This window comes from Amaricoccus macauensis (assembly GCF_049800915.1).
Lineage (GTDB): Bacteria > Pseudomonadota > Alphaproteobacteria > Rhodobacterales > Rhodobacteraceae > Amaricoccus > Amaricoccus macauensis_A.
This window is the reverse complement of sequence record NZ_JBNAFY010000003.1, coordinates 339193-362182: the sequence shown is the minus strand read 5'-3', so window position 1 is coordinate 362182 and position 22990 is coordinate 339193. Positions and strand designations below refer to the sequence as shown.

The 22990-nt window shown below is 62.5% G+C and carries 16 protein-coding genes and 1 tRNA gene; 12 read left to right on the top strand and 5 right to left on the bottom strand.

All coding sequences use genetic code 11. The features are described 5' to 3' along the window. Window positions 1–219 precede the first annotated feature (219 nt). Together ACP15W_RS09490 and ACP15W_RS09485 are read left to right on the top strand one after the other, a co-directional pair. Window positions 220–534 carry a DUF6280 family protein gene (locus ACP15W_RS09490; RefSeq protein WP_111429139.1) on the top strand — a complete coding sequence of 105 codons (315 nt, stop codon included), beginning with the start codon at window positions 220–222 and terminating at the stop codon, window positions 532–534. A gap of 416 nt (window positions 535–950) precedes the next feature. Then, complete coding sequence (locus ACP15W_RS09485; RefSeq protein ID WP_424932633.1) at window positions 951–1916, top strand: Gfo/Idh/MocA family protein; 966 nt, start codon at window positions 951–953, stop codon at window positions 1914–1916. Window positions 1917–1925: 9 nt separating this feature from the next. Here ACP15W_RS09485 and dnaE read toward each other — a convergent pair whose 3' ends face one another. After that, window positions 1926–5381: a DNA polymerase III subunit alpha gene (dnaE, locus tag ACP15W_RS09480; RefSeq protein WP_424932632.1), complete on the bottom strand. Its 3456-nt coding sequence runs from the start codon at window positions 5379–5381 to the stop codon at window positions 1926–1928. A 140-nt stretch (window positions 5382–5521) separates the two neighbouring features. Here dnaE and ACP15W_RS09475 point away from each other — a divergent pair, with 140 nt between their 5' ends. The 8 genes from ACP15W_RS09475 (at window position 5522) to ACP15W_RS09440 (ending at window position 15029) form a co-directional block, all read left to right on the top strand. Further along, complete coding sequence (locus tag ACP15W_RS09475) at window positions 5522–6655, top strand: aminodeoxychorismate synthase component I (protein ID WP_424932631.1); 1134 nt, start codon at window positions 5522–5524, stop codon at window positions 6653–6655. Next, on the top strand, window positions 6610–7242 hold the full coding sequence (locus ACP15W_RS09470) for an aminotransferase class IV (protein WP_424932630.1): 633 nt from the start codon (window positions 6610–6612) through the stop codon (window positions 7240–7242). The genes ACP15W_RS09475 and ACP15W_RS09470 overlap by 46 nt, the downstream gene beginning before the upstream one ends. A 108-nt stretch (window positions 7243–7350) precedes the next feature. Next, window positions 7351–8799 (top strand): S10 family peptidase, encoded by a 1449-nt coding sequence (locus ACP15W_RS09465; protein WP_424932629.1) that lies wholly within the window; start codon window positions 7351–7353, stop codon window positions 8797–8799. Window positions 8800–9001: 202 nt separating this feature from the next. Then, window positions 9002–10531, top strand: a complete 1530-nt coding sequence (locus ACP15W_RS09460) for an ABC transporter ATP-binding protein (protein WP_424932628.1) — start codon at window positions 9002–9004, stop codon at window positions 10529–10531. Further along, on the top strand, window positions 10518–11585 hold the full coding sequence (locus tag ACP15W_RS09455; protein WP_424932627.1) for an ABC transporter permease: 1068 nt from the start codon (window positions 10518–10520) through the stop codon (window positions 11583–11585). Before ACP15W_RS09460 ends, ACP15W_RS09455 begins: the two co-directional genes overlap by 14 nt. Beyond that, the gene (locus ACP15W_RS09450) at window positions 11585–12544 is read left to right on the top strand and encodes an ABC transporter permease (protein WP_424932626.1); all 960 of its coding nucleotides are present in this window, start codon (window positions 11585–11587) and stop codon (window positions 12542–12544) included. The genes ACP15W_RS09455 and ACP15W_RS09450 overlap by 1 nt, the downstream gene beginning before the upstream one ends. A gap of 33 nt (window positions 12545–12577) precedes the next feature. Beyond that, the gene (locus ACP15W_RS09445; protein ID WP_424932625.1) at window positions 12578–13651 is read left to right on the top strand and encodes a BMP family ABC transporter substrate-binding protein; all 1074 of its coding nucleotides are present in this window, start codon (window positions 12578–12580) and stop codon (window positions 13649–13651) included. A 646-nt stretch (window positions 13652–14297) separates the two neighbouring features. After that, a complete protein-coding gene (locus ACP15W_RS09440) occupies window positions 14298–15029 on the top strand; it encodes a hypothetical protein (RefSeq protein WP_424932624.1) in 732 nt (243 codons plus the stop codon). A gap of 108 nt (window positions 15030–15137) precedes the next feature. Here the strand turns inward: ACP15W_RS09440 and ykgO are convergent, their stop codons facing one another. Together ykgO and ACP15W_RS09430 are read right to left on the bottom strand one after the other, a co-directional pair. Then, window positions 15138–15263 (bottom strand): type B 50S ribosomal protein L36, encoded by a 126-nt coding sequence (ykgO, locus tag ACP15W_RS09435; protein ID WP_012177066.1) that lies wholly within the window; start codon window positions 15261–15263, stop codon window positions 15138–15140. Window positions 15264–15335: 72 nt separating this feature from the next. Continuing rightward, window positions 15336–15410: transfer RNA gene (locus ACP15W_RS09430), tRNA-Val, on the bottom strand. A gap of 306 nt (window positions 15411–15716) precedes the next feature. Between ACP15W_RS09430 and ACP15W_RS09425 the strand changes: the two genes are divergently transcribed. After that, entirely contained in the window at window positions 15717–16577 is an 861-nt protein-coding gene (locus tag ACP15W_RS09425) for an N-formylglutamate amidohydrolase (protein ID WP_424932623.1), read from the top strand. Between the two features lie 268 nt (window positions 16578–16845). Here ACP15W_RS09425 and ACP15W_RS09420 read toward each other — a convergent pair whose 3' ends face one another. After that, entirely contained in the window at window positions 16846–18108 is a 1263-nt protein-coding gene (locus ACP15W_RS09420; RefSeq protein ID WP_424932622.1) for a DNA polymerase IV, read from the bottom strand. 318 nt (window positions 18109–18426) lie between these two features. Then, complete coding sequence (locus ACP15W_RS09415) at window positions 18427–19326, bottom strand: LysR family transcriptional regulator (protein ID WP_424932621.1); 900 nt, start codon at window positions 19324–19326, stop codon at window positions 18427–18429. A gap of 188 nt (window positions 19327–19514) precedes the next feature. Between ACP15W_RS09415 and ACP15W_RS09410 the strand changes: the two genes are divergently transcribed. Then, complete coding sequence (locus ACP15W_RS09410) at window positions 19515–22985, top strand: indolepyruvate ferredoxin oxidoreductase family protein (protein WP_424932620.1); 3471 nt, start codon at window positions 19515–19517, stop codon at window positions 22983–22985. The last annotated feature ends 5 nt before the right edge of the window (window positions 22986–22990 follow it).

The following is a 22990-nucleotide window of genomic DNA, read 5'->3' as shown; positions in this document are numbered from 1 at the left end:
AGATTTTGCGTCAATCTGTGATTGTCAGGGCGTTTCAGGGGTTGTTTTTGTTGAAACGTGACTCTCACCGCCTTATATCGTCGGCTACCCCGCCACCCCAGAGGCATGAGATATACCCAGAACGCAGATCAGCCTTGCGGTTTTGGCAGACCACAAACGTCATCAGATCGTCATAGTGCGCCACGCTCAGACGCACTGAAACACAAAAAGGAAAACGTAATGTTCGATTACGTGGATGAGGTCGCTTACACCAACGATCAGGGCGCACGCGCCCAGAAACTGTTTGCGGCCGTTGTTCTTGCCGCTCTCGACGACGCCATTGCCGACGACAAGAAATATGGCAACGGCCCCGAAGTCATCGCCCGCTGGGCGCGTTCGCGCGATGGGCGCGAGGTGCTCATGTGCGCCGGGATCGATCCCAACGAGCGCACGGTAAAAGGCATGATGGAATTCGTATCGCGTGGTGTCCGCACCTCCGTGGCGCTCAGCCGCGAAGAAAGCGAACGGCAGGCTCAGCGCGCAGAAGCCGCCTGATTCCTCTTTTAGACATCTCGCCGAAAATGGGCCGACCTCTGATGGTTGGCCCTTTTCATTTCCGATGCCGCCGATGGCGGGATGCCATCGGAGGAAGTGTTCTGACTGCGCATTTATTCGCCTGTCGGTCATTTGTTTGACTGGATTCTGAACAGAATGCTCCCGCGCGGGTGTCATTCCCGGATTTGCCGATTTCCCTGCCAGATGTTCGGAGTAGCTTACATCTGTTGTGCGAAGCGAGCCCGGTGCGACATGGCTTCCTCCTCCTCCTCCTTGCGGCACCGGGCGCTTCGTGCAATGCGGCACCCTCCCACCTCATCGGCCATTCCCAGGGTTTCTCGTGAAATACGGAGACTGAACGGTTTCGGCCGACCGGCTTTGGTTCTAGTTTCACGCTGAAACGAGGGAGGACACTCATGACAGGTAAACAGGTTCGCTGGGGTATTCTCGGCGCGGCGAAGATTGCGCGAGAATGGATTTGTCCGGCGACTCACAAGAGCGAGCGGGGCGTTGTGGCGGCTGTCGCGAGCCGCGGTGTGGAGCGGGCACAAGCTTTGGCTGCCCCATATGGTGCGCGGGCGCTCGACAGCTATGATGCGCTGCTGGCCGATCCGGAGATCGACGCGATCTACGTTCCGCTTCCGAACGGGGCGCACGTCGAATGGACACGCAAGTGTATCGAGGCCGGTAAGCCGGTGCTCTGCGAGAAGCCCATCTCCCTGAAGGCCGAGGAGATTGACGGGCTGATCGAGGCGCGGGACGCCCACGGTGTCTTCGCCGCCGAGGCGTTTATGGTGACGCATCACCCGCAGTGGCTCCGTGTCCGGGAACTGGTGCAGGGCGGGGCGATCGGAAAGCTTTGTCACGTCCAATCGGCATTCAGTTTCAACAATACGGACCCGCAGAACATTCGCAACATGCCGGATCAGGGCGGCGGGGCGCTGCGCGACATCGGGGTCTATCCCAGCGTCGTGACCCGTTTCGTGACCGGCGAAGAGCCCGAGACAATCCGCGCCACGATCGATTGGGACATGGGGATTGACGCGACAGCGCGTGTCTCGGCCGATTTCCCGAGTTTCGGGCTGGATTTCTATGTTTCAATGCGGATGGCGGCGCAGCAATTCGTCACCTTCCACGGCGACAGGGGCTGGCTGACAGTCAAGGCGCCGTTCAACGCTAGGCTCTACGGTGATACGGTGATCGAGCATCGCGACGAAAGCGGGCGGATTACGCTCGAGCGGTTCCCGCTAGCCGACCAGTATGCAGCCCAGGCCGATGCCTTTGCCGCCACGATCTTCGACGGGGCAGACTATGCCTGCCCGCTGGAGTTCTCGCGCGGCAACCAGCGCATGATCGACATGATCTATGCGGCAGCGGAGTAAACGCCGGGTTCAATATTCCTCAATGTGAACCACGCCCCGCACGGATTTGAGCGCGCCGATCACCTGCGGGCTCACGGGGCAGGGTTCACCGAGTTCGATCTCGACCTCGCCGGGCAGGTCCGGATGCATCAGCATGACGCTGATCGGACCGAGCCTCGCGCCCTTGGCATCCTCGCGGATGGATTCTAGCCGTTTCGCGAGGGACTCGAGGGCTCGATCCTCGTTGACGAACAGCCGTATCCCGGCGCTGGCCGCTCCGCGAAGTGCAACGTCGATGGGTTGTGCGCCCTTGGCGAGAATCCCGAGGTCATCGCCCTCGGGCGTCGCGACCACCGTGAGCATGACGTTCTGTCCCGGTTCGAGGAAGTCGCGGGCCACGTCGAGGACATCGGAGAATATGCGCACTTCGTAGAGGCCGGTGGGGTCGGAGAGCTTCACAAACGCGAAGCGGTTGCCACGGGCCGACTTGCGTTCATCCCGCACGGAGACGGTTCCCGCGATCTGCGCGACCGTTGCGGTGCCACTCGAGACGGACTTGCGGACCAGATCCTCGTAGGTCAGGACGCCTTCGCGCTTCAGGGCACCGGCATAGTCGTCGAGCGGATGACCTGACAGGTAGAAGCCGATGGCGGCGTGCTCGTGGCCGAGTCGCTCCATAGGTGTCCATTCCTCGGGGCTCGGCAGGCGCGGGGCGGGCAGGGCATCCACCGCCTCGCCGAAGAGGCTGACCTGCGCCGAAGCGCGCTCGTCATGGGCCTGGGCGGAGTAGGCAATCAGCGCCTCGATGGATCTAAAGGCCTTGTGACGATTGGAATCGAGCGAATCGAGTGCGCCAGCCCTCGCGAGCATTTCGAGAGCCTTCTTGCCCACCCGTCGGAGATCCACGCGGGAGGCAAAGTCGAAGAGACCGCCGAACTTGCCGTTCGCCCTGCGCTCGTCCGCGATCAGTTTCATCGCTTCCGGTCCGACGCCCTTCAACGCGCCGAGCGCATAGACGATCTGCCCATCGCGCACCGTGAAGAGCGCCTCGGAGCTGTTCACGTCCGGGGGCACGGTCTCGATGCCCAGCCGGTCGACTTCTTGCTTGTAGATGCCCAGCTTGTCGGTGAGGTGAATATCGCAGTTCATCACCGCGGCCATGAACTCGACCGGGTGGTTCGCCTTGAGCCAGGCGGTCTGGTAGCTGACCACGGCATAGGCGGCGGCGTGGGATTTGTTGAAGCCGTAGTTCGCGAACTTCTCCAGAAGGTCCCAGACCTCCTGCGCCTTGGCCTTGTCAACGCCATTGGCCTTGGCGCCTTCGAGAAACTTGGGCCTTTCGGCGTCCATCGCCTCCTTGATCTTCTTGCCCATCGCACGGCGCAGAAGGTCCGCGCCGCCGAGGCTGTAGCCCGCCATGACCTGGGCGATCTGCATCACCTGTTCCTGGTAGACGATGATGCCCTGGGTTTCGGCGAGAATGTAGTCGATGGAAGGATGGAGGCTCTCGAGCTTCTCCTTGCCGTTCTTGACGTTGCAATACTTCGGGATGTTCTCCATCGGGCCGGGCCGATAGAGCGCCACGAGTGCGATGATGTCCTCGATGCAGGTGGGTTTGAGCTGGCGCAGGGCGGAGCGCATGCCCGCGCTTTCCACCTGGAACACGGCGACGGTCTGGGCGCTGGCGTAAAGGTCGTAGGTCGGTTTGTCCTCGAGGTCGATATGGCCGATGTCGATCTCGATCTCGCGCAGCTTCAGCAGGTCGAGGGCGTTCTGGATGACCGTGAGCGTCTTGAGCCCGAGGAAGTCGAACTTCACCAGCCCGGCTTCCTCGACCCATTTCATGTTGTACTGGGTCGCGGGCATGTCCGAGCGCGGGTCGCGATAGAGCGGCACGAGTTCATCGAGCGGTCTGTCCCCGATCACCACGCCGGCTGCGTGGGTGGAGGCGTTCCTGAGCAGCCCCTCGACCTGCTGCGCGAGTGTGAGGAGTCGGTCGACCTGCGGTTCGGCCTTGGCGGCTTCGCGCAGGCGGGGTTCGTCCGCCAGTGCCTTTTCGATGCTGACGGGTTTCACGCCTTCGACAGGGATGAGCTTCGAGAGACGGTCGACCTGGCCGTAGGGCATCTGCAGCACACGGCCCACGTCGCGCACGGCGGCCTTTGACAGGAGCGCACCGAAGGTGATGATCTGCGCGACCTTCTCGCGGCCGTATTTCTCCTGGACGTAGTGGATCACCTCTTCGCGGCGGTCCATGCAGAAGTCGATGTCGAAATCCGGCATCGAGACACGTTCAGGGTTGAGGAAGCGCTCGAAGAGCAGCGAGTAGCGGAGCGGGTCGAGGTCGGTGATGGTGAGTGCATAGGCCACCAGCGAACCCGCCCCGGACCCGCGGCCCGGACCCACGGGAATATCGTGATCTTTTCCCCATTTGATGAAGTCGGCAACGATCAGGAAGTAGCCGGGGAAGCCCATGCGTTCGATGATGCCGAGTTCGTATTCCAGCCGCTTCTCGTATTCTTCGACCGGTGCCGCGTGTGGGATGACCTCGAGCCGCTTGGCGAGACCCTCACGGGCCTGGCGGCGCAGCTCCTCGACCTCATCATCGGCAAAGCGGGGCAGGATCGGTTTGCGCTTCAGTGGTCGGTAGGCGCAGCGTCGGGCGATCTCCACGGTCATTTCCAGCGCTTCGGGCAGGTCTGAGAACAGCTCCGCCATTTCGCTCTGGGGCTTGAAGTAATGTTCGGGGGTCAGGCGGCGGCGCGGCTCGTTCTGGTCCACATAGGCACCATCGGCGATGCAAAGCAGCGCGTCATGGGCGTCATACATCTCCTTTTTCGGGAAATGGACGTCATTGGTGGCCACGAGCGGCAGATCCAGGTCATAGGCGATGGAAACAAGGCCGGGTTCGGTCGCGTCTTCTTCGGGACTGCGGCGGCCGTCTTCGTTCGGGTGGCGCTGGATCTCGACATAGAGACGATCCGGGAAGAGCGCATTCAGGCGTTTTGCAAGGGCATGCGCGCGGTCTCGGTGGCCATCCTGGATGAGCTGTCCGAGCGGCCCACCGGCGCCGCCGGTCAGACAGATCAGCCCCTCTGCGTGGGCCTCGAGCGCGTCCATCGCGATGTGCGGAAGTGCCGCGCTCGCATCCAGGTAGTTGATGGAGGAGAGCTTGAGCAGGTTCTCGAAGCCGGTTTCGTTCTGTGCCAGCAGCACAATGGCGCGTGGCGGGGGCGCGGCATCGCCCGGCTGAGCGGGTTTCGCGTAGGCGAGATCGAGTTCGCAGCCCATGATCGGCTGAACGCCAGTTTTTGCGACGACGGTGCTGAATTCCATCGCGCCGAAGAGGTTGCCACTGTCCGTGAGGGCCACGGCGGGCATTCCATCGGCTGCACACATGTCGCCGAGTTTCTTGACCGGAACCGCCCCTTCCAGAAGGGAATAAGCGGAGTGAAGGCGGAGGTGGATGAATCGCGGCGCTGTCATGGCGGGATCTTATGGCGGGGCCGCAGCCGGGTCTACCGAAGGGTTGTCCGATACAGGCAATCTCATCGGCAAGGTCGCGGACTTGACACCGCACATGCAGCATCGCATCTGCGCCTCTTCCGGGGCCTGGAGGTTTTGTTGTGGCGGGTGGCTATGTCGAGGTCGATTCTGGTCCGAACGGCAGGGCCGCGCGCTTCGATGCACCGTTGGGCAGGATCACGGCATGGAACCCTGATGACGTCGCCAAGGCGCTTTCCACGCTCGACAGGGCCCGTGCGGAAGGCCTGTGGCTTGCAGGCTATGCGAGCTACGAACTCGGTTACAGTTTCGAGCCGCGGCTAAGACCTCTCATTCCCGGGAACCGTCGCCTTCCGCTGGTTGATTTCGGTGTGTTCGCGAGCGGGCCGGTGCCGGCTCGACCCATTGCGCCCGGTGGCGGGCTTTCCCCGATGCAGCCGCGCTGGAGCGCCGACGAATATGCCGCGGCCTTCGAGCACGTTGCCGAATACATCCGGGCCGGAGACATCTATCAGGCGAACCTGACCATGCCGCTCGACGGACGCTGGGAGGGGGATCCCGAAGCCCTCGCAGCGGCGTTGGCCGCGCGGCAGCCGGTGGGTTTCGGGGCGCTGGTCGCCTTGGGAGAGGACGTGATCCTGTCACGTTCGCCGGAGCTGTTCTTCAGCGTTGATGGCGCGGGTGGGATCGAAACCCGGCCCATGAAGGGCACCGCACCGCGCGACGAAAACTCCGAACGCGACGCGCAGCGTGCTGCCGCGCTTGCCTCCGATCCCAAGAACCGGGCCGAGAATCTCATGATCGTCGATCTGCTTCGCAACGATATCGGGCGGATCGCGGAGATCGGCTCGGTGCGCGTCCCTGCACTTTTTGAGGTGGAGAGCTACGCCACCGTGCATCAGATGGTTTCCCGCGTAACGGGGCAATTGCGGGCAGAGATGACGCTTGGCGAGATCTTCACGGCGCTGTTTCCTTGCGGATCGGTGACCGGAGCTCCGAAAGTGCGGGCGATGGAGATCATTCGCGAGCTCGAACCCTGGTCGCGGGATGCCTATTGCGGGGCAATCGGCTGGGCGGCCCCTGATGGTCGGGCAGAGTTCAACGTGGCGATCCGCACTCTGACGCTCTTTCCGGATGGCACGGCCGTGTTGAATGTCGGGGGCGGTGTGGTTGCCGATTCGACGGCCCGGTCGGAATACGAGGAGGCATTGTGGAAATCGCGTTTCGCGGCTCCGTTCCAGACGATCTCCGGCTGATCGAGACGTTTGGATGCCGGGATGGGCGCATCGGTCGCCTCGCGCGGCATCTCTCGCGGCTTGAGCGGACGGCGCGAGCTCTTTCCGTGCCGTTCGATCTCGGCGCTATCCAGAGCGTCCTTGAGCAAGTTCCGGGGGAAGGGGCGCTGCGCGTCCGGCTCACGCTCGATCTTCAAGGGTGCCCAAGGGTCGAAACCTGGTCGCTTGCGTCTGGGCCTGACACCTGGCGGATTGCGGTGCACGAGGAAAGGCTCGATCCGGAGAATCCCTGGCTGCGGATCAAGACGAGTAAGAGGCAGCTTTACGATCGGGCGCGGATGGAACTTCCGGACGGGATCGACGAATGGGTGTTCCTCAATACCCGCGGTGAGGTTTGCGAAGGAACGATCACCAACGTCTTTCTTCGTCGGGAGGGTGGATTCGTGACCCCTCCAGCGAGTTGCGGTCTGTTGCCCGGAGTGCTTCGCGAGGAGATGCTTGCGAAAGGTGCGCGCGAGGCGGTGCTGCGGCGCAAGGACCTCGAAAACGGCGAGATTTACATGGGGAACTCGCTGCGGGGCCTGATGCGGGCGTGCCTGATGGGGTAAGGGGTCTGTGCGCAGCCGCGACTTCACGAATGGTTGTGGGAAGCTGTCGGGCCTATTGGCGTTGCCGGGGTGAGGCTAGGGTCACCGGAAAACCGGGGAAGGCACGCCATGCGTTGGAAAACCATTCTGATCGTCGAACTGATCTGGCTTTTTGGCCTGTTGCCCGGTGTGGCGTGGTCCCAGATTGAGGATCTCGGCGAATACACGGCCCAGGCCGCCTTCCTGGAGATCGGCGAAGACCCGGAGAAGCCGAATGCCGAGATCTTCCATATGTCCTATACGCTCGATGGTGCCGATGCATCCGAGCGGCCGGTCACGTTCGTCTGGAATGGGGGGCCGGGGGCGTCGAGTGTCTATCTCCACATGCTTGCCCTCGGCCCCAGGATGATCGAGATTCCCGGTGACGGAACGTTGCCGAAGGTTCCGGCGCGCCTGATCGACAATCCCCAGACCTGGTTGCATTTCACCGATCTGGTGTTCATCGACCCTGTGGGAACCGGCTACAGCCGTGCACTGCCGCAGGAAGAGGGAGAGGATGCCGACCCCAAGCCATTCTACGATGCGGATCGGGACCTCGAGACGTTCGGGCAGGTGATCCGCACCTGGTTGACGCAGAATGAGCGATGGTCTTCTCCCAAGGGGATTGCCGGGGAAAGCTATGGTGGACGGCGGGTTGCCGCGCTTTCCCTGATGCTGATGGAGGATTTCTCCATAAATCTGAACTGGGCAACGCTGATCTCCCCCGCGCTCAACGATGACATTCCCGATCCGGACTCTCCCTATGGCGTCTTGGGAGCAGTTGGGGTCTTGCCAAGTTATGCGGCGGTGGCGGCCTACCATGGCGAGACCGAACGCGCGGTCTCGGAAGAGCCTGCACTGGGCGACTTTCTTGAAGAAGTCGAGGGCTTCGCGCTGGGCGATTTCGCCAGTGGTCTGGTTCAGTTGTCTCAGTTGTCGGAGGAAGAGACCGCCGCGCTCTTCTCCCGGATTGCCGGGATGACCGGTCTTCCTGCGGAAGATGTCGAGTGGGCGCGGGGTCGGATTGCCTTTGGAAGCTTCATCACCGGGCTGCTTGAAGACCGGCGTCTCGTAGTCGATCCCTACGACGGCACCCAAACCGCGCTCCCTCCGCTGCCCGGAAATGAAGTGGGGTTTGCCATCGATCATACGCTGACCGGCATGAGCGGGGTCCTGTCCGCGCCGTTTCTCGATTACCTTGGCGGTGAGTTGGGGGTGGAAACCCCGCGCACCTACGAGTTTCTCAATCGCGATGTGAACCGAGCCTTTGATCGCGACACCAGGCATGGCGGCCCCGAGGATGTTGCTCGAGCACTGGCGATCAATCCCGATCTAAAGGTGCTGGTGGTCCACGGCATGCATGATCTCGTGACGCCCTACTTCAAGACGCGCTATGCGCTGGAGCAGACGGTGCGCGGCGAAGACGAAGTCGCGCGGCTCGAGTTCGAGGACTATCAGGGCGGACACATGTTCTATATGTACTCCGATAGCCGAAACGCGTTCTACGAAACGGCGCGCGCATTCTATTCCGCGCGCTAAGCTTTGGCGAAAACCCGAATTGCATGTGCCGGTGAGCCTTCTGTTCAAGAATGCGGCAAAGCGGCAGATAGGTTAACCAAAGCTTGAAACGATGGCGGCGCATGGTCTTGCAATCGTGTGCAATTCGATGGCTTGATGCGGACCGCGGCAGTGGGTCTCAGTTGCCCGCAGGGGTAATACGGGAACGGGAGGCTGTGAGCACATGAACACGTTGCTCGATGTGGACGACGTGTCCAAGGCCTATCCTGGTGTGAAGGCGAATGACGGTGTGAATTTCGTCGTCGATTTCGGTGAAATACACGCTCTTCTTGGCGAGAACGGTGCCGGCAAGTCTACGCTCGTGAAGGTGATCTACGGGCTCGTTCGACCGGATTCGGGTCAAATGCGCCTCGCGGGCGAGAGCTACGCCCCGGCGGGACCGGTTGCCGCGCGCGCGCAGGGTGTCGCCATGGTCTTCCAGCACTTCTCGCTCTTCGATGCGTTGAGCGTGGCTGAGAACATCGCGCTTGGCATGACCGACCCGCCTGAACGACGTGTTCTGGCCGAGCGTATCCGCGCTGTATCGCAGGAATATGGCCTTCCGCTCGAACCGGACCGGCTCATCGGGGACCTCTCGGTCGGTGAGCGCCAGCGGGTGGAGATCGTGCGCTGCCTGCTGCAATCGCCGCGGCTCCTGATCATGGACGAGCCGACCTCCGTTCTGACCCCCCAGGAAGTCGAGCAGCTTTTCGCAACCTTGCGCAAGCTGCGGGCCGAAGGCGTCTCCATCCTCTATATTTCCCACAAGCTCGACGAAATCCGCCAGCTGTGCGATCGGGCGACGATTTTGCGACGTGGTCGGGTGGTGGCGACCTGCAATCCGCGGCTGGAAACGGGGCGCAGCCTTGCGGGCATGATGATCGGGCAGGAACTGGCACAGCCGAGCCAGCGGGCGTTTGCGCCGGGTGAAACCGTGTTGCAGATCAACGGGCTCAGCTTGCCGGGTGCCGGAGCTTTCGGTGTGTCGCTGCAGGACATCAATTTCCGCCTGCGTGCAGGGGAAATCCTGGGTATCGCGGGGGTGGCTGGCAATGGGCAGGATGAACTCTTGCTGGCGCTATCCGGCGAACGCCGCGTTTCGCGCGACATGATACGGCTGGGGCCCGCGCCTGTCGGAGACAAGGGGCCGAATGCCCGGCGGGCGCTTGGCCTGCTGGCCGCGCCGGAGGAACGATTGGGTCACGCAGCTGCCCCCGCCATGACACTCGAGGAAAATGCATTTCTCTCCGGGAGAGTTCGGTTGAAACTTACAGGCGGAGGGTTCCTGCGCAAGGCGGCGATCGGGGGCTTTGCCCGCCGCATCGTGCAGGACTTCGACGTGCGCACGCCCGGCGTGGAGACACGGGCCGGTGCACTGTCGGGGGGGAACCTGCAGAAGTTCGTGATCGGGCGCGAGGTGCTGCAATCGCCGAAGGTGCTGGTTGTCAATCAGCCGACCTGGGGAGTGGACGCGCATGCCGCGGCTCAGATCCGGGCGGCCTTGCAAAAGCTGGCCAGCGAAGGCGCCGGGGTGATTGTCATCAGCCAGGATCTCGATGAGCTCATGGAGATTTCTGATACATTCTCGGTGCTTGCAAATGGCAGGCTCTCGACGCCGCGGCCCGCTGTGGGCATTGATGTCGAGGCGATCGGCCGAATGATGGGTGGCGCCTTCGGGGCGGCCGATGCGGAAATTGCCCATGCTCAGACTTGAACCTCGCCCCGCGGCCTCGCCTCTGGCCGAGTTGCTGACGCCGTTCATTGCCGTGCTGCTGACCATGGCGGCCGGGGGGCTTCTCTTCGCGATCCTCGGCAAGGATCCGGGGCAGGCGATCGACACGATTTTCATTGCACCGATTTTTGATGCCTACTCTCGCGGTGAAATCCTCATCAAGGCGGCGCCTCTCGTGCTGATCGCACTGGGGCTCTCCTTCGGATTTCGCGCCGGCATCTGGAACATCGGGGCCGAGGGTCAATACGTGATGGGGGCGATCGCGGGCAGTGCTGTGGCGCTCGCGTTCTGGAATGTCGAGGGTGTCTGGCTCTTGCCGCTCATGGCGCTCGCGGGCATGGCCGGAGGCTGCCTCTGGGCGATGATCCCCGCCATTCTAAAGGTGCGGTTCAACGCGAACGAAATCCTCGTCAGTCTCATGCTTGTCTATGTTGCGGGGTTTTTCCTTTCGGCCATGGTCTCCGGCCCTCTGCGAGATCCGCAGGGGTTCAACTTCCCACAAAGCCGCCTGTTTCATGACAGCGCACGCCTGCCGGTCCTGATCGAAAACAGCCGTGTGCATGTCGGGGTTCTGGTGGCGCTTCTGGCCGTCGTGATCGCGCAAGTTCTGCTTACGCGGCACCTGTTCGGCTTCAACGTGAGGCTGCTGGGTGAGGCGCCCCGTGCTGCGGCCTTTGCAGGTGTGAGCGCGCCGCGATTGACGATCGTCTGTCTGGCGCTTTCCGGAAGCCTCGCAGGTCTTGCCGGAATTTTCGAGGTCGCCGGGCCCGTGGGGCAGCTTCAGCCGAGCCTGCCCGCGGGCTACGGGTTCACGGCAATCATCGTGGCATTTCTGGGCCGGCTCAGCCCGGTCGGCATCCTGCTCGCCGGACTCGTGATGGCGCTGACCTACATCGGTGGGGAGACGGCGCAGTTCAGCCTCGGCATTCCGAAAGCCGCCATCTCGGTTTTTCAGGGAATGCTGCTCTTCTTCCTGCTCGCAGCCGATCTGCTCACACGCTATCGGGTCGTGCGAATCCGGCGTGGAGATATCTGATGGATCTGTCAGCCATTGATCCCATCACGCTCTTTGCGGGCCTCGTCGCGGCGGCGACCCCGCTTCTCTTCGCTGCCGTTGGCGAGTTGGTGGTCGAAAAATCCGGGGTTCTCAATCTCGGTGTCGAGGGCATGATGATCATCGGGGCGGTCTGTGGCTTTGCGGCCGCGACGTTGACGGGATCAGCGGCCCTGGGGTTCCTGGCCGGTGCCCTGGGAGGAGTGGCGCTTTCGTTGATCTTCGGTCTACTGACCCAGATCTTCCTGTCAAACCAGGTGGCGACAGGGCTTGCGCTGACGCTTTTCGGTCTCGGGCTTGCCGCCCTGATCGGTCAGCCTTTCACAGGGATCAAGCCGCCGCCCTTCTCCGCACTCGACCTGCCGGGGCTCTCCGATCTACCCGTGCTCGGGCGAATGCTCTTTGGGTTCGACGTAATCATCTACGGTGGCATCGTGCTGATCGGGCTCGTCTGGCTCTTTCTCAACCGCACGCGAAGCGGGCTGATTCTGCGCGCTGTGGGCGAGAACCACGACGCGGCGCATTCGCTCGGGTATCCCGTTGTGGCGATCCGCCTGGCGGCAATCGCTTTCGGCGGCGCCTGTGCCGGATTGGGCGGGGCGTATCTCAGCCTGGTGCGTGTGCCCCAATGGACGGAAGGCATGACCGCCGGGGCAGGCTGGATCGCGCTCGCGATCGTTGTCTTCGCGACCTGGAAGCCCTGGCGCGTTCTGCTGGGCGCGTGGCTTTTCGGTGGGGTCACAATTCTCCAACTCAACCTGCAGGCATCCGGGTTTTTGTCATGGTTGCAGTCTCAGGGGATTCCCGCGCAATCCCAGTATCTTTCGATGACTCCTTATCTTGTCACTATCCTCGTTCTTGTGCTGATCTCGGCAGATCGTATGCGCGCAAGGCTCAATACGCCCGGCTGCTTGGGCCGCGCGTTCACGGCTTCGGACTGACCGGCAGCCAAGTAAGTCAAGGAGATGTAATCCGTGGGATTGAGAAATGTAGCGGCGGTTGCCGCATTGGCCCTGGGCCTTGGAACTGCGGCGCTGGCCCAAGACGATCCGGTCAAGGTCGGTTTCATCTACGTGGGGCCGGTAGGTGACTTCGGCTGGAGCTATCAGCATGACCAGGGGCGGCTCGCGGTCGAAGCGACCTTCGGGGATGCGGTCGAGACGACTTTCGTGGAGAGCGTTCCGGAAGGAGCCGATGCCGAGCGAGTGCTCCGTCAGATGGCACAAGCAGGCAACGACCTGATCTTCACCACGTCCTTCGGCTTCATGAACCCGACGCTGAATGTCGCGAAGCAGTTCCCGGATGTGAAGTTCGAACATGCGACCGGCTATCAGCGCGCGGAGAATGTCTCGACCTATTCCTCGCGTTTCTACGAGGGGCGTCATGTCATCGGGCTCATCGCCGGGCACATGACGGAGTCGAATATCATCGGCTATATCGGCGCCTATCCGATTCCCGAGGTGATCCGCGGGATCAACGCGGCTTACCTGGCGGCGAAGTCGGTCAATCCGGAAGTGGAGTTCCGCATTGTCTGGGCAAATACCTGGTTCGACCCCGCGCTTGAGGCCGATGCCGCCAAGACGCTGATCGAGCAGGGCGCGGACGTTCTGATGCAGCACACCGACTCGACCGCCGCGATGACCATCGCCGAAGAAGAGGGAATTGTCGCGTTCGGGCAGGCCTCGAACATGATCAATTTCGGCCCCGAGGCACAGCTCACCGCCATTATCGACGAATGGACCCCCTACTATATTCAGCGGGTTCAGGACGTGATGGACGGCACGTGGGAATCATCCGATACTTGGGGTGGAATAGGGTCCGGAATGGTTGAATTTGCGGAGTTTTCCGACAAGATCCCGGAGGATGTGCAGGCCGAGGCGACGGCGGCGATCGATGCCATCGTGGCGGGCACGCTGCATCCCTTCACCGGGCCGATCAACAAGCAGGACGGCTCGCCCTGGCTTGCGGAAGGCGAAGTGGCGGATGACGGAACGCTGCTCGGGATGAACTTTTATGTCGAGGGAATCGAAGGGGTTATCCCGCAATAGGGCTCACGAAACCTTGACGCGACAGAGCGGCCGCCTCAGGGCGGCCGCAGTTCGTTCAAAGAGGGAAGAATACGGTATTTCGGGGCAACAGGTGACCGGAAGGAAGGCCCCAAGCCAGCGGGCCAGGGCACACGAAAACCACGCCTGGCGGCGGTATGGTTCGGGTATGGAAACGGTATGGAAATGATATGGTTCCGGTAGGGCCGATCGTTTGGTCGCCACATACGACTGCCGGAAAGCTGGGGGAAAAAGACCGGTTCCGGCATGAGGGATCTCAGCGCGTCCCTCCGGGCGGGCAGGCAACAGGCGCGCGTGGATGCTAATGTTCCTGGGCCAGCATTCGTTCGACGTCTGGATTGCCCGTGCCGACCTGTATTGCATCGGCGCAGGTGACCCAGGTCCATCCGGCGTGTCGGTGCGGAATGCCCCTAGTTGGTCCCAACGGGCCGAGGGTGTCTCGTGGCGATGCGTTGATCCGGGCGGAGGCTATGGCGGCGCTGCCATTTTGGGGCGGCACAGGAAGTCTGACTGCATACGGTGACTGGAAGACGCGGAAAAAAGCGGGCGAAAGACCCGCACCGCACGGGAGCCTGATATCTGGTCTGCTGGCCTGGAATCTCTTAATTTTACAGCACGTAAGGGTAACATGACCGCCTTGCAACTCTCACTCGGTATCGATTTTTACTACAATGGCGAGAAACTCGAACCCATCTACTCGGGCGATACGATCAGCTGGGAACTTCCGGCGAAAGGCTCCGACCTGATCGACGGGGGCGACAACGAACAGGATGAACCGACGGACGATCTTCCGCCCGTCGCGTTCGACCCCGAGAAGGGGCTTGCACTGAACGGCACCTTCGCTGCGGGATCGGGGGAAATCCCTTCCGTGAAACAGGAGGAAATCCCGTCGAGCGATACGATCAATCGCGACAAGGATGCTGTTCTGGCGATGGATCTCACCGATCTGGACGGCTCCAAGGGCGGATTGATCTTCGAACTTGGGGGTGTCGGCCTCGGATCCTACATCGGTTTCGGGAAAGATGGCAGCTTCATCGTGCGCTGCGGAGTGGGAAGCACCGACATCCCTAGCGACCAGGCCGCCTATCTGGTTGTCCCGGCGAAGGATGCGCCGAAGGGTGATGGCACGCTGGTGGTGGAGCTTGCCTCCAAGGTGAATACCGTCCGGGCCTGGTGGAATGGTGTCGAACTGGGGGCGCCCGTCGCGCGGAAGAACGGCAGCGGCGGGATCGCCGGGGGTGGCGCCGGTGCCTACCTCGCCGAGTCGTCCGCACTCAGCGTGGGGGCGGAACCCTCCCCGGTGGTCTACGGCAAGGCCTCTGATCTGCGCTACTATTTCGATCAGAAGGTCGCGTCCTGATCGCGACCCCTGGCCGGGGCGGAGTGATCCGCCGAATCACGTGAGCCGAAAAAAAGAAAGCCGCGCAAACTGCGCGGCTTTTTCGCATGTCCGGATTACCCGGTTATCTCAACCCTGACGGGCCTTGAACCTGCGCTGGGTCTTGTTGATGACGTAGACCCGCCCTTTACGGCGCACGACGCGGCAATCGCGATGGCGCTGCTTCAGGGAGCGAAGCGAGTTCTTAACCTTCATGGCCTCTCTCCTTTTGTCGCGGCGCGCGGACACTGCCTGCGCCTGGTTTCAAAACCCCCGTCTCCGGGGAAATGGTGGGCGTAACTGGGATTGAACCAGTGACCCCTTCGATGTCAACGAAGTGCTCTCCCGCTGAGCTATACGCCCGACGCGGCGGGCATCTGCATACCCGCCTTGTTCGTTCGCGCTTCTATATTCGCAGCTTCTGCGGGGTTCAAGTCCCTTTTGCAGACTCATGACAGTGCAAAACATGAGAAAAATCGGCTCGAACCGGGGAATTTCGGCCTTGGCCGCGACTCGCGCGCTGGCTCGGGCGATTGCCGATTCCCTTTGTCTCCGAGGCAAAGGCATTAGCAGTCCCATGATTGTGCTCTATATCGGTGGGGCGGTCGGAAACCGGCAGTTGTTTTCAACTGCCCATATCCGCATGCTTGCTGTATCTTCCGAGGTCGAATGGAAAACCTGGTCTATACACTCTCGCGGCCAGAGAGCCCCAGCTCCTGTGCGGTGTTCAACTCGCCCCATAGCGGCTCCGATTATCCGGAGGCGTTTCTGGCGCGTACCAAGCTCGGGCCATTGCAGATCCGGTCGTCCGAAGATGCTTTCGTTAACGAGCTTTTCCGCGACGTGCCGGGCTTTGGCGCGCCGCTCATGGCTGCGCGGGTGCCGCGGGCCTGTGTCGATCTGAACCGTTCGGCAGATGACCTGGACCCGGCCCTGATCGAAGGCGCCTCTCGGCGGTTCGTCAGTCCGCGCATCAGCGCCGGATTGGGAGTGATCCCGAGGGTCGTGGCCGAGGGGCGGGCCATCATGAGTGGCAAGCTGACACAGGCCGAAGCGCAATGGCTTCTGACCACATACTGGTATCCCTACCATGACCAACTTCGGACGTTGATCGGTGAGACGAAGAAGCAGTTCGGCCGAGCCCTGCTGTTCGATTGTCATTCGATGCCCAATGATGCGCTGGTTTCCGCGCCGGATGTTCGGGGGCGACGGCCGGATGTGATCCTTGGCGACAGGTTCGGTGTTTCCTGCGACCGTTGGGTCATCGAGAGTGCGGCGGATCTTTTCCGAGCCAACGGCTTCGAGGTTTTTCGCAATGCACCCTTCGCGGGGGGCTACATTACCCAAGCCTATGGGCGGCCCCGGCAGGGTGTTCATGCGCTGCAAATCGAAATCAACCGATCCCTCTACATGAACGAGAAGGCCATCTCGAAGCGGAGCGATTTCGAGGTGGTTGCGGCTTCCATCCGAGAGGTGGCGCGAGGTCTTGTGGACCTTGGCAGCAGGCCTTTGAGGGTCGCGGCGGAATAGGCCGAGATCGGGAATGGGAGAGACGTAGCGGCAACCGGGCCCGGTTGGCCGCAAGGTATGCACCGCACAAAAAAAGAGGCCGTGCACGAGGCACGGCCCAAGTCTAGGGAGGAAACGCCCGAAGGGCGTGTATGATGCAACGCATCACAGGAACCAATCTATTCCGCAACGCAGCATAGTCAACCTCCTATCTATGCATCTGGGATATTTTTTTGTGACTCGAACGAAACTGACCAATATATGTGCAGTTTCCTGAATTCACGAAAAATCAGCGGAAAGACCGGCCAAATTCTATCGTTCCGTCACCGAATCGTGCGCGAATCTGATCGGTTAGCCTTTCGACTTCGGTTCGCTTGCCGTTTTCGGGATCAAGCAGGTTCGTCTCGGCAGCAATCTGGCTATCACTGACAAGTGATGAGATGCCTAAGCCGATCAACCTAAAGGAGAAATTACTTATGCTGCGGTGCAGCAAAACGCGTCCATGTTCAAAAAGAACATGTGCAAGTTGTGTCGGCTGTTCCAGTGTCTGTCGTCTTGTCGTTATACGGTGATCGGCGCGTTTCAGCTTTAACGTGATCACGCGACCCGCGATCTTTTTCTCTTTCGCCCGTGCTGATACCTTCTCGCAAATCTGCCAGAGATATGTTTCAAGCCGCTCGCAATCCGATATGTCCTCTCGAAAAGTTGTTTCGTTGGAAATCGACTTCATCGCGTGATCCGGGGTGACGCGGCGGTGATCCTCGCCGTGGGAGAGGCGCCAGAGCCGATCTCCCATGGCGCCGAATCGCTCTATGAGCTGTTTGCGGTCGCGCTGGCGGATGTCGGCGATGGTGCGGATGCCTTCGGCCTCGAGGGCTCGCCGGGTGGAGCCACCGACGCCCCAGATGATTCCCACAGGCTGTTTCGCCAGGAAATCGGCGGTTTCCGCGCGGCCGATGATGGCAAAGCCGCGGGGTTTGTCGAGTTCGGATGCCACCTTGGCGAGGAACTTGTTGTGCGAGAGCCCGACGGAGACAGTGAGGTCGAGCTCGCGCTCGATGCGCCGCTGGAGCTGGGCGAGCAGGATCGCGGGCGCGGCCCGGTGCAGGCGTTCGGTGCCGGAGAGATCGAGGAAGGCTTCATCGAGCGAGAGCGGTTCGACAAGGGGGGAAAGCTCGGTCATCATCGTGCGGATCTGGCGCGAGATCTCGACGTAATGGGCCATGCGGGGCTTGACCACGACGGCTTCGGGGCAACGCCTTCGGGCCTCGAACATCGGCATGGCGGACCGGACGCCGCGGGTGCGGGCGAGGTAGCAGGCGGTGGTGACCACGCCGCGCTGGCCGCCGCCGACGATGAGCGGTACATCCGCAAGCTCCGGATTGTCCCGCTTTTCGACCGAAGCGTAGAACGCGTCGCAATCCATGTGCGCAATGGCGAGGTCGCGGAGTTCCGCGTGGCGGAGGACGCGCGGACTGCCGCATTGCGGGCACCGGCCGGGCTCGGTCCACTCGGTGAGGCAATCTCGGCAGAGGCTGTGACTTGCGTTCATGTCATGACACTAGCAGAGGTCGGGGGTCTGCGGAACAAAGCGCGAAACCGGTCGGCGGGATCTTCGTGCGTGGGCATACGGTGCGCCGGGTGAGGTGCCGAGGGTCATGGAGATGGCGCGGGGAGATCAAGGTCCTGTTCAGGCAAAAAAAAGAGCCGAGCGAAATGCCCGGCCCAAGTCCAACAGGGAGGTGAAGCAGGAGTGGAACATGTTCCGTCCCGCTTCGAGAATTGAGATAGTGCGGGCGCCGATTCCATTCAACAACAATACGGCGGAAATGTGGCATACCCGCCATGCCCCAGGCGCATGGCTTGGGGATCACGCGTCGTCTCCGGCGAGCTGACGCTTGAAAAGGCTCAGTTCTTCCAACACGAAATCGCGGAATGCGCAGACCCGCTTGGAGTGGCGCAATTCTTCCACAAAGGCGAGATAGACCGGAATTGGCGCGCTGCAGATCTCGGGGAGGACATTCACGAGGTCGGGGAAGTCGGCGGTGACGTAGTCCGGCAGGGAGCCGATGCCGACATTGTGGATCACGGCCTGCAGGATGCCGAAGTAGTTGTTCATCGTGAGCAGGGAGTGCTGGTTCCCCAGAAGCGGCTGGACGAACTCGGCCCCGGCGCGAACCTGGGGCGAACTCGGGCTCTGGGCGATCAGGCGATGATTCTCCAGATCCTCGATGCTGGTGGGCGCGCCGTGCTTCTCGAGATAGGAGCGTGTGGCGTAGAAGCGGATCTGCGTCTGCATAAGCCGGCGGCGGATCAGATCGGCCTGGCTCGGTTCCTTCATGCGGATCGCGACGTCAGCCTCGCGCATGGAGAGGTCGAGAACCCGCTCCTCGAGCATCAGGTCGATCTTGAGCTTGGGATACTGGTCGAAAAGCCGGGGCAGGCGCGGAGCGAGCCAGAGCGTGCCGAAACCCATGGTCGACGTGACACGCAGCTCTCCGAACACGTCATCCTCGGAATCGCGGATACGTGCAGCGGTCGCGTCGAGCCGCTTGGTCATCGTGCGGGTGGCCTCGAAGAGCAGTTCGCCCTGCTCTGTCAGCAGGAGGCCGCGGGCGTGGCGGCGAAAGAGCGTGGTGTTGAGGCTTTCCTCGAGGGCGCGGATCTGGCGGCTGACCGCGGACTGGCTCAGGTGCAGCACGTCGCCAGCGTGTGTCAGGCTCCCCGCATCAGCGACGGCGTGAAAGATACGGAGTTTGTCCCAGTCCATTTCTACTCTTTCTTAATGGCTACGGCACCTTGCTCTCGGCCGCATTCGCCGCTGGCATACCACAACTTGCGTGTCGTCGGCGTAACGGCCCTGCGCCATGTGTCAAGTTTGCAATTGACTGTGGCGCGCAACCTGCACCCGACCTGCCGCATTGCTGCGCACAGGGGCATCTTTGCCCTTCATTGGTCATGAATCCTTACCTATGGTTAAGGAATGAGCCAATCCACACGACGGGGCAGGACATGAGCCTTCACCACTTCCGTCCGGCGGACCGCTACGACTTGTCTGCACGCACCATCCTTCTCAATGGCACCCAGGCGCTCATCCGCGCCATGTTGATGCAGAAGGCGCGTGACGAGACGGCAGGACTGACCACGGCCGGCTACGCCACCGGATATCGCGGATCGCCGCTCGGCGCGGTGGACATGCAGATGATGCGGGCCTCGGATGTGCTGGACGCGGCCGATATCCGCTTCGAGGCTGGCATCAACGAGGATCTCGCCGCCACGGCGCTCTGGGGCAGCCAGCAGGTTGCGCTCCGCGGCGAGGGCCGTGTCGAGGGGGTCTTCGGCCTCTGGTATGGGAAGGGGCCGGGCGTGGATCGCTCGGGTGATGTCTTCCGCCACGCGAACATGGCAGGCAGTTCCGACAAGGGTGGTGTGATCGTCTGCATGGGTGATGACCATACCGGCGAAAGCTCGACCGTGCTGCACCAGTCGGAACTGGCGCTGGTCGATGCCATGATGCCGATCCTCTCGCCTGCCGGTGTGCAGGAGGTGCTGGACTATTCGCTGACCGGCTGGGCGCTTTCGCGCTTCAGCGGGCTCTGGGTGGGGCTCAAATGCGTCAAGGACACGATCGAGGTGACGCAGGTGGTCGATGGCGATCCGCAGCGTCTCGATTTCAGGGCGCCGGACGATTTCGCCATGCCGGCCGGCGGGCTCAACATCCGGCTGGGCGATCCCCCCGTGGAGCAGGAAGCGCGGTTGCACGATCACAAGATCGCCGCGGCGCGCGCGTTTGCCCGGGCAAACCGGCTCGACAGGCGCATCTGGGGTGTGCCGGGTGCGCGGATCGGGATCGTTTCCGCCGGCAAGAACTGGCTTGATACCGTTCATGCGCTCGATCTTCTTGGGATCGACGCAGAGATCGCGGCCAGTCTCGGGATCTCCACCTACAAGCTCGGCATGGTCTGGCCGCTCGACACCGAGAGCCTCGCGGAGTGGGCCGATGGCCTCGACCTGATCGTTGTGGTCGAGGAGAAACGAAAGCTCATCGAGCCGCAGATCAAGGAGGCGCTCTATGGCGCGCCGAATCGCCCGCGTGTCATAGGCGAGCGCGACCTCGAGGGGGCGACTCTCTTCACGACCAAGGGCGCGCTTGATCCGGTGACGGTGGCGCGCAGGCTCGGCAGGCTGATCGCGGGCGAAGGCGTCGTGACGGAGAACCTGCAAACCCGGCGACACCAGCTCGAGGAGGCTGCACGGGCGGACAACGCCGAGGACATCGCGATCCGCAAGCCTTATTTCTGTTCGGGTTGCCCGCACAATTCCTCTACAGTGATCCCCGAGGGCGCGCGGGCTTATGCCGGGATCGGCTGCCATTACATGGCGCAATGGATGGATCGGGGCACCGAAGGTTACACGCACATGGGCGCGGAGGGCGCGAACTGGATCGGGGAGGCGCCCTTCTCGACGCGGGCCCATGTGTTCCAGAACCTAGGTGACGGCACCTACAATCACTCGGGCGTACAGGCGATCCGGGCGGCGATCGCCTCCGGCGTCAAGATGACCTACAAAATCCTCTTCAATGACGCGGTTGCGATGACCGGCGGACAGAAGAACGACGGCGGGCTCTCGCCGCAGCAGATCGCCCGCGAGCTGCTGGCCATGGGGGTCACCCAGGTTTCGGTGGTCTACGATCCGAAGGAGGATCTGGATCTGCATTCCTTCCCGAAAGAAGCTATCCTACGGCCGCGGGAAGAGCTCGATGCGGTGCAGAAGGGGCTGGAGAAGGTGCCCGGCGTCAGCGCGCTGATCTACGTCCAGACCTGTGCGGCGGAGAAGCGGCGCCGGCGCAAGCGCAAGGCGTTCCCGGACCCGGACCGCCGGGTCTTCATCAATCCGGAGGTCTGCGAGGGTTGCGGCGATTGCGGTGTGCAGTCGAACTGCGTCTCCATCCTGCCGCTGGAAACGGAGTTCGGGCGCAAGCGCGAGATCGACCAGTCGAGCTGCAACAAGGATTTCTCCTGCCTGAAGGGATTCTGCCCCAGCTTCGTCACCCTCGAGGGAGCGCAGGTGCGCAAGGAGGCGCCCGCAGATTTCACGATGCCTGACCTGCCCGCGCCGCTGCTGCCCGAAATCGGGGGTACATATAATGTCGTGATCACCGGTGTGGGCGGTACGGGTGTCGTGACGGTCGGCACGCTGATCGCGCTTGCCGCTCATCTCGACGGCAAGGGGGCGGGCATGATGGAGATGGCCGGTCTCGCCCAGAAGGGTGGGGCAGTGCATATCCACTGCCGGATCGCCAAGAGGCCCGAGGAGATTTCGGCCATTCGTGTGGCCACCGGGGAAGCCGATGCGCTGATCGGCGGGGACCTCGTGGTCTCTGCCGGGGCCAAGACGCTCGGGTTGGCGGCGCGTGGGCGGACGCGGGCCGTGGTCAACACCCATGAGATCATCACCGGAGATTTCACGCGAGATCGCGGTTTCACGCTGCCAACCGACCGGCTCGGCATGGCGCTGCGGGCACGCATGGGCGATGACGCGCTCGGCATGGTCGACGCGACCCGGCTGGCGGAGACCCTTCTGGGCAATGCGATCTATGCCAATGTGCTGCTGCTGGGGGGGGCCTGGCAGTCCGGTTTGATCCCGCTGAGCGAGGAGGCTCTGCTCAAGGCCATCGAGGTGAACGGGGCGGGGATTGCGGGCAACACGCGGGCCTTCGCCCTGGGCCGCTGGGCCGTGGCGGAGCCTGGTGAAGTCTCGCGACTGCTCGCGCCGAAGCGGCCGGTGGCGGAGGGCTTCGAAACCCGTATCGCGCGACGGGCGGCGCATCTGGAAGCGTATCAGGACCGGGCGCTGGCGGAGCGGTATCGCGCGCGCGTGGCGGCTGCGAGCGAACTCGACGCGGAGTTTGGGGAAGCCGTAGCGGAGGGGTATCACAAGCTTCTGGCCTACAAGGACGAGTATGAGGTGGCGCGGCTGCATGTGGCCCATCTCGGCCCCATGCTGGAAAAGAAGTTCGAGGGCGTGCGCGCGGTGCGGTTCCATCTTTCGCCGCCGCTTCTGGCGCCCACCGGCCCGGACGGGCGGCCGGTGAAGCGGGAGTACGGGCCCCGGATGCTTCACCTCTTGCGTCTGCTTGCGCGCCTGAAGAGGCTTCGCGGCACAATGTTCGACCCGTTTGGCCGTACCGAGGAACGGAGGCTGGAGCGCGCGTTGATCACGGAATACGAGGCGGATCTGGCCCATATGCTCGCGGGCTTCAACGCTGACAATCGCGCGATTGCCGTGGAGCGTGCGCGCCTTCCGCTTGACATACGCGGCTTCGGGCCGGTCAAGATGGCCGCAGCCAGACAGGCGGCCGAGCGGCGCGATGCGCTAATGGCTGCCTTCGGTCAAGCCGGCACACCGCGGGCCCACGCGGCGGAATAGGCGGA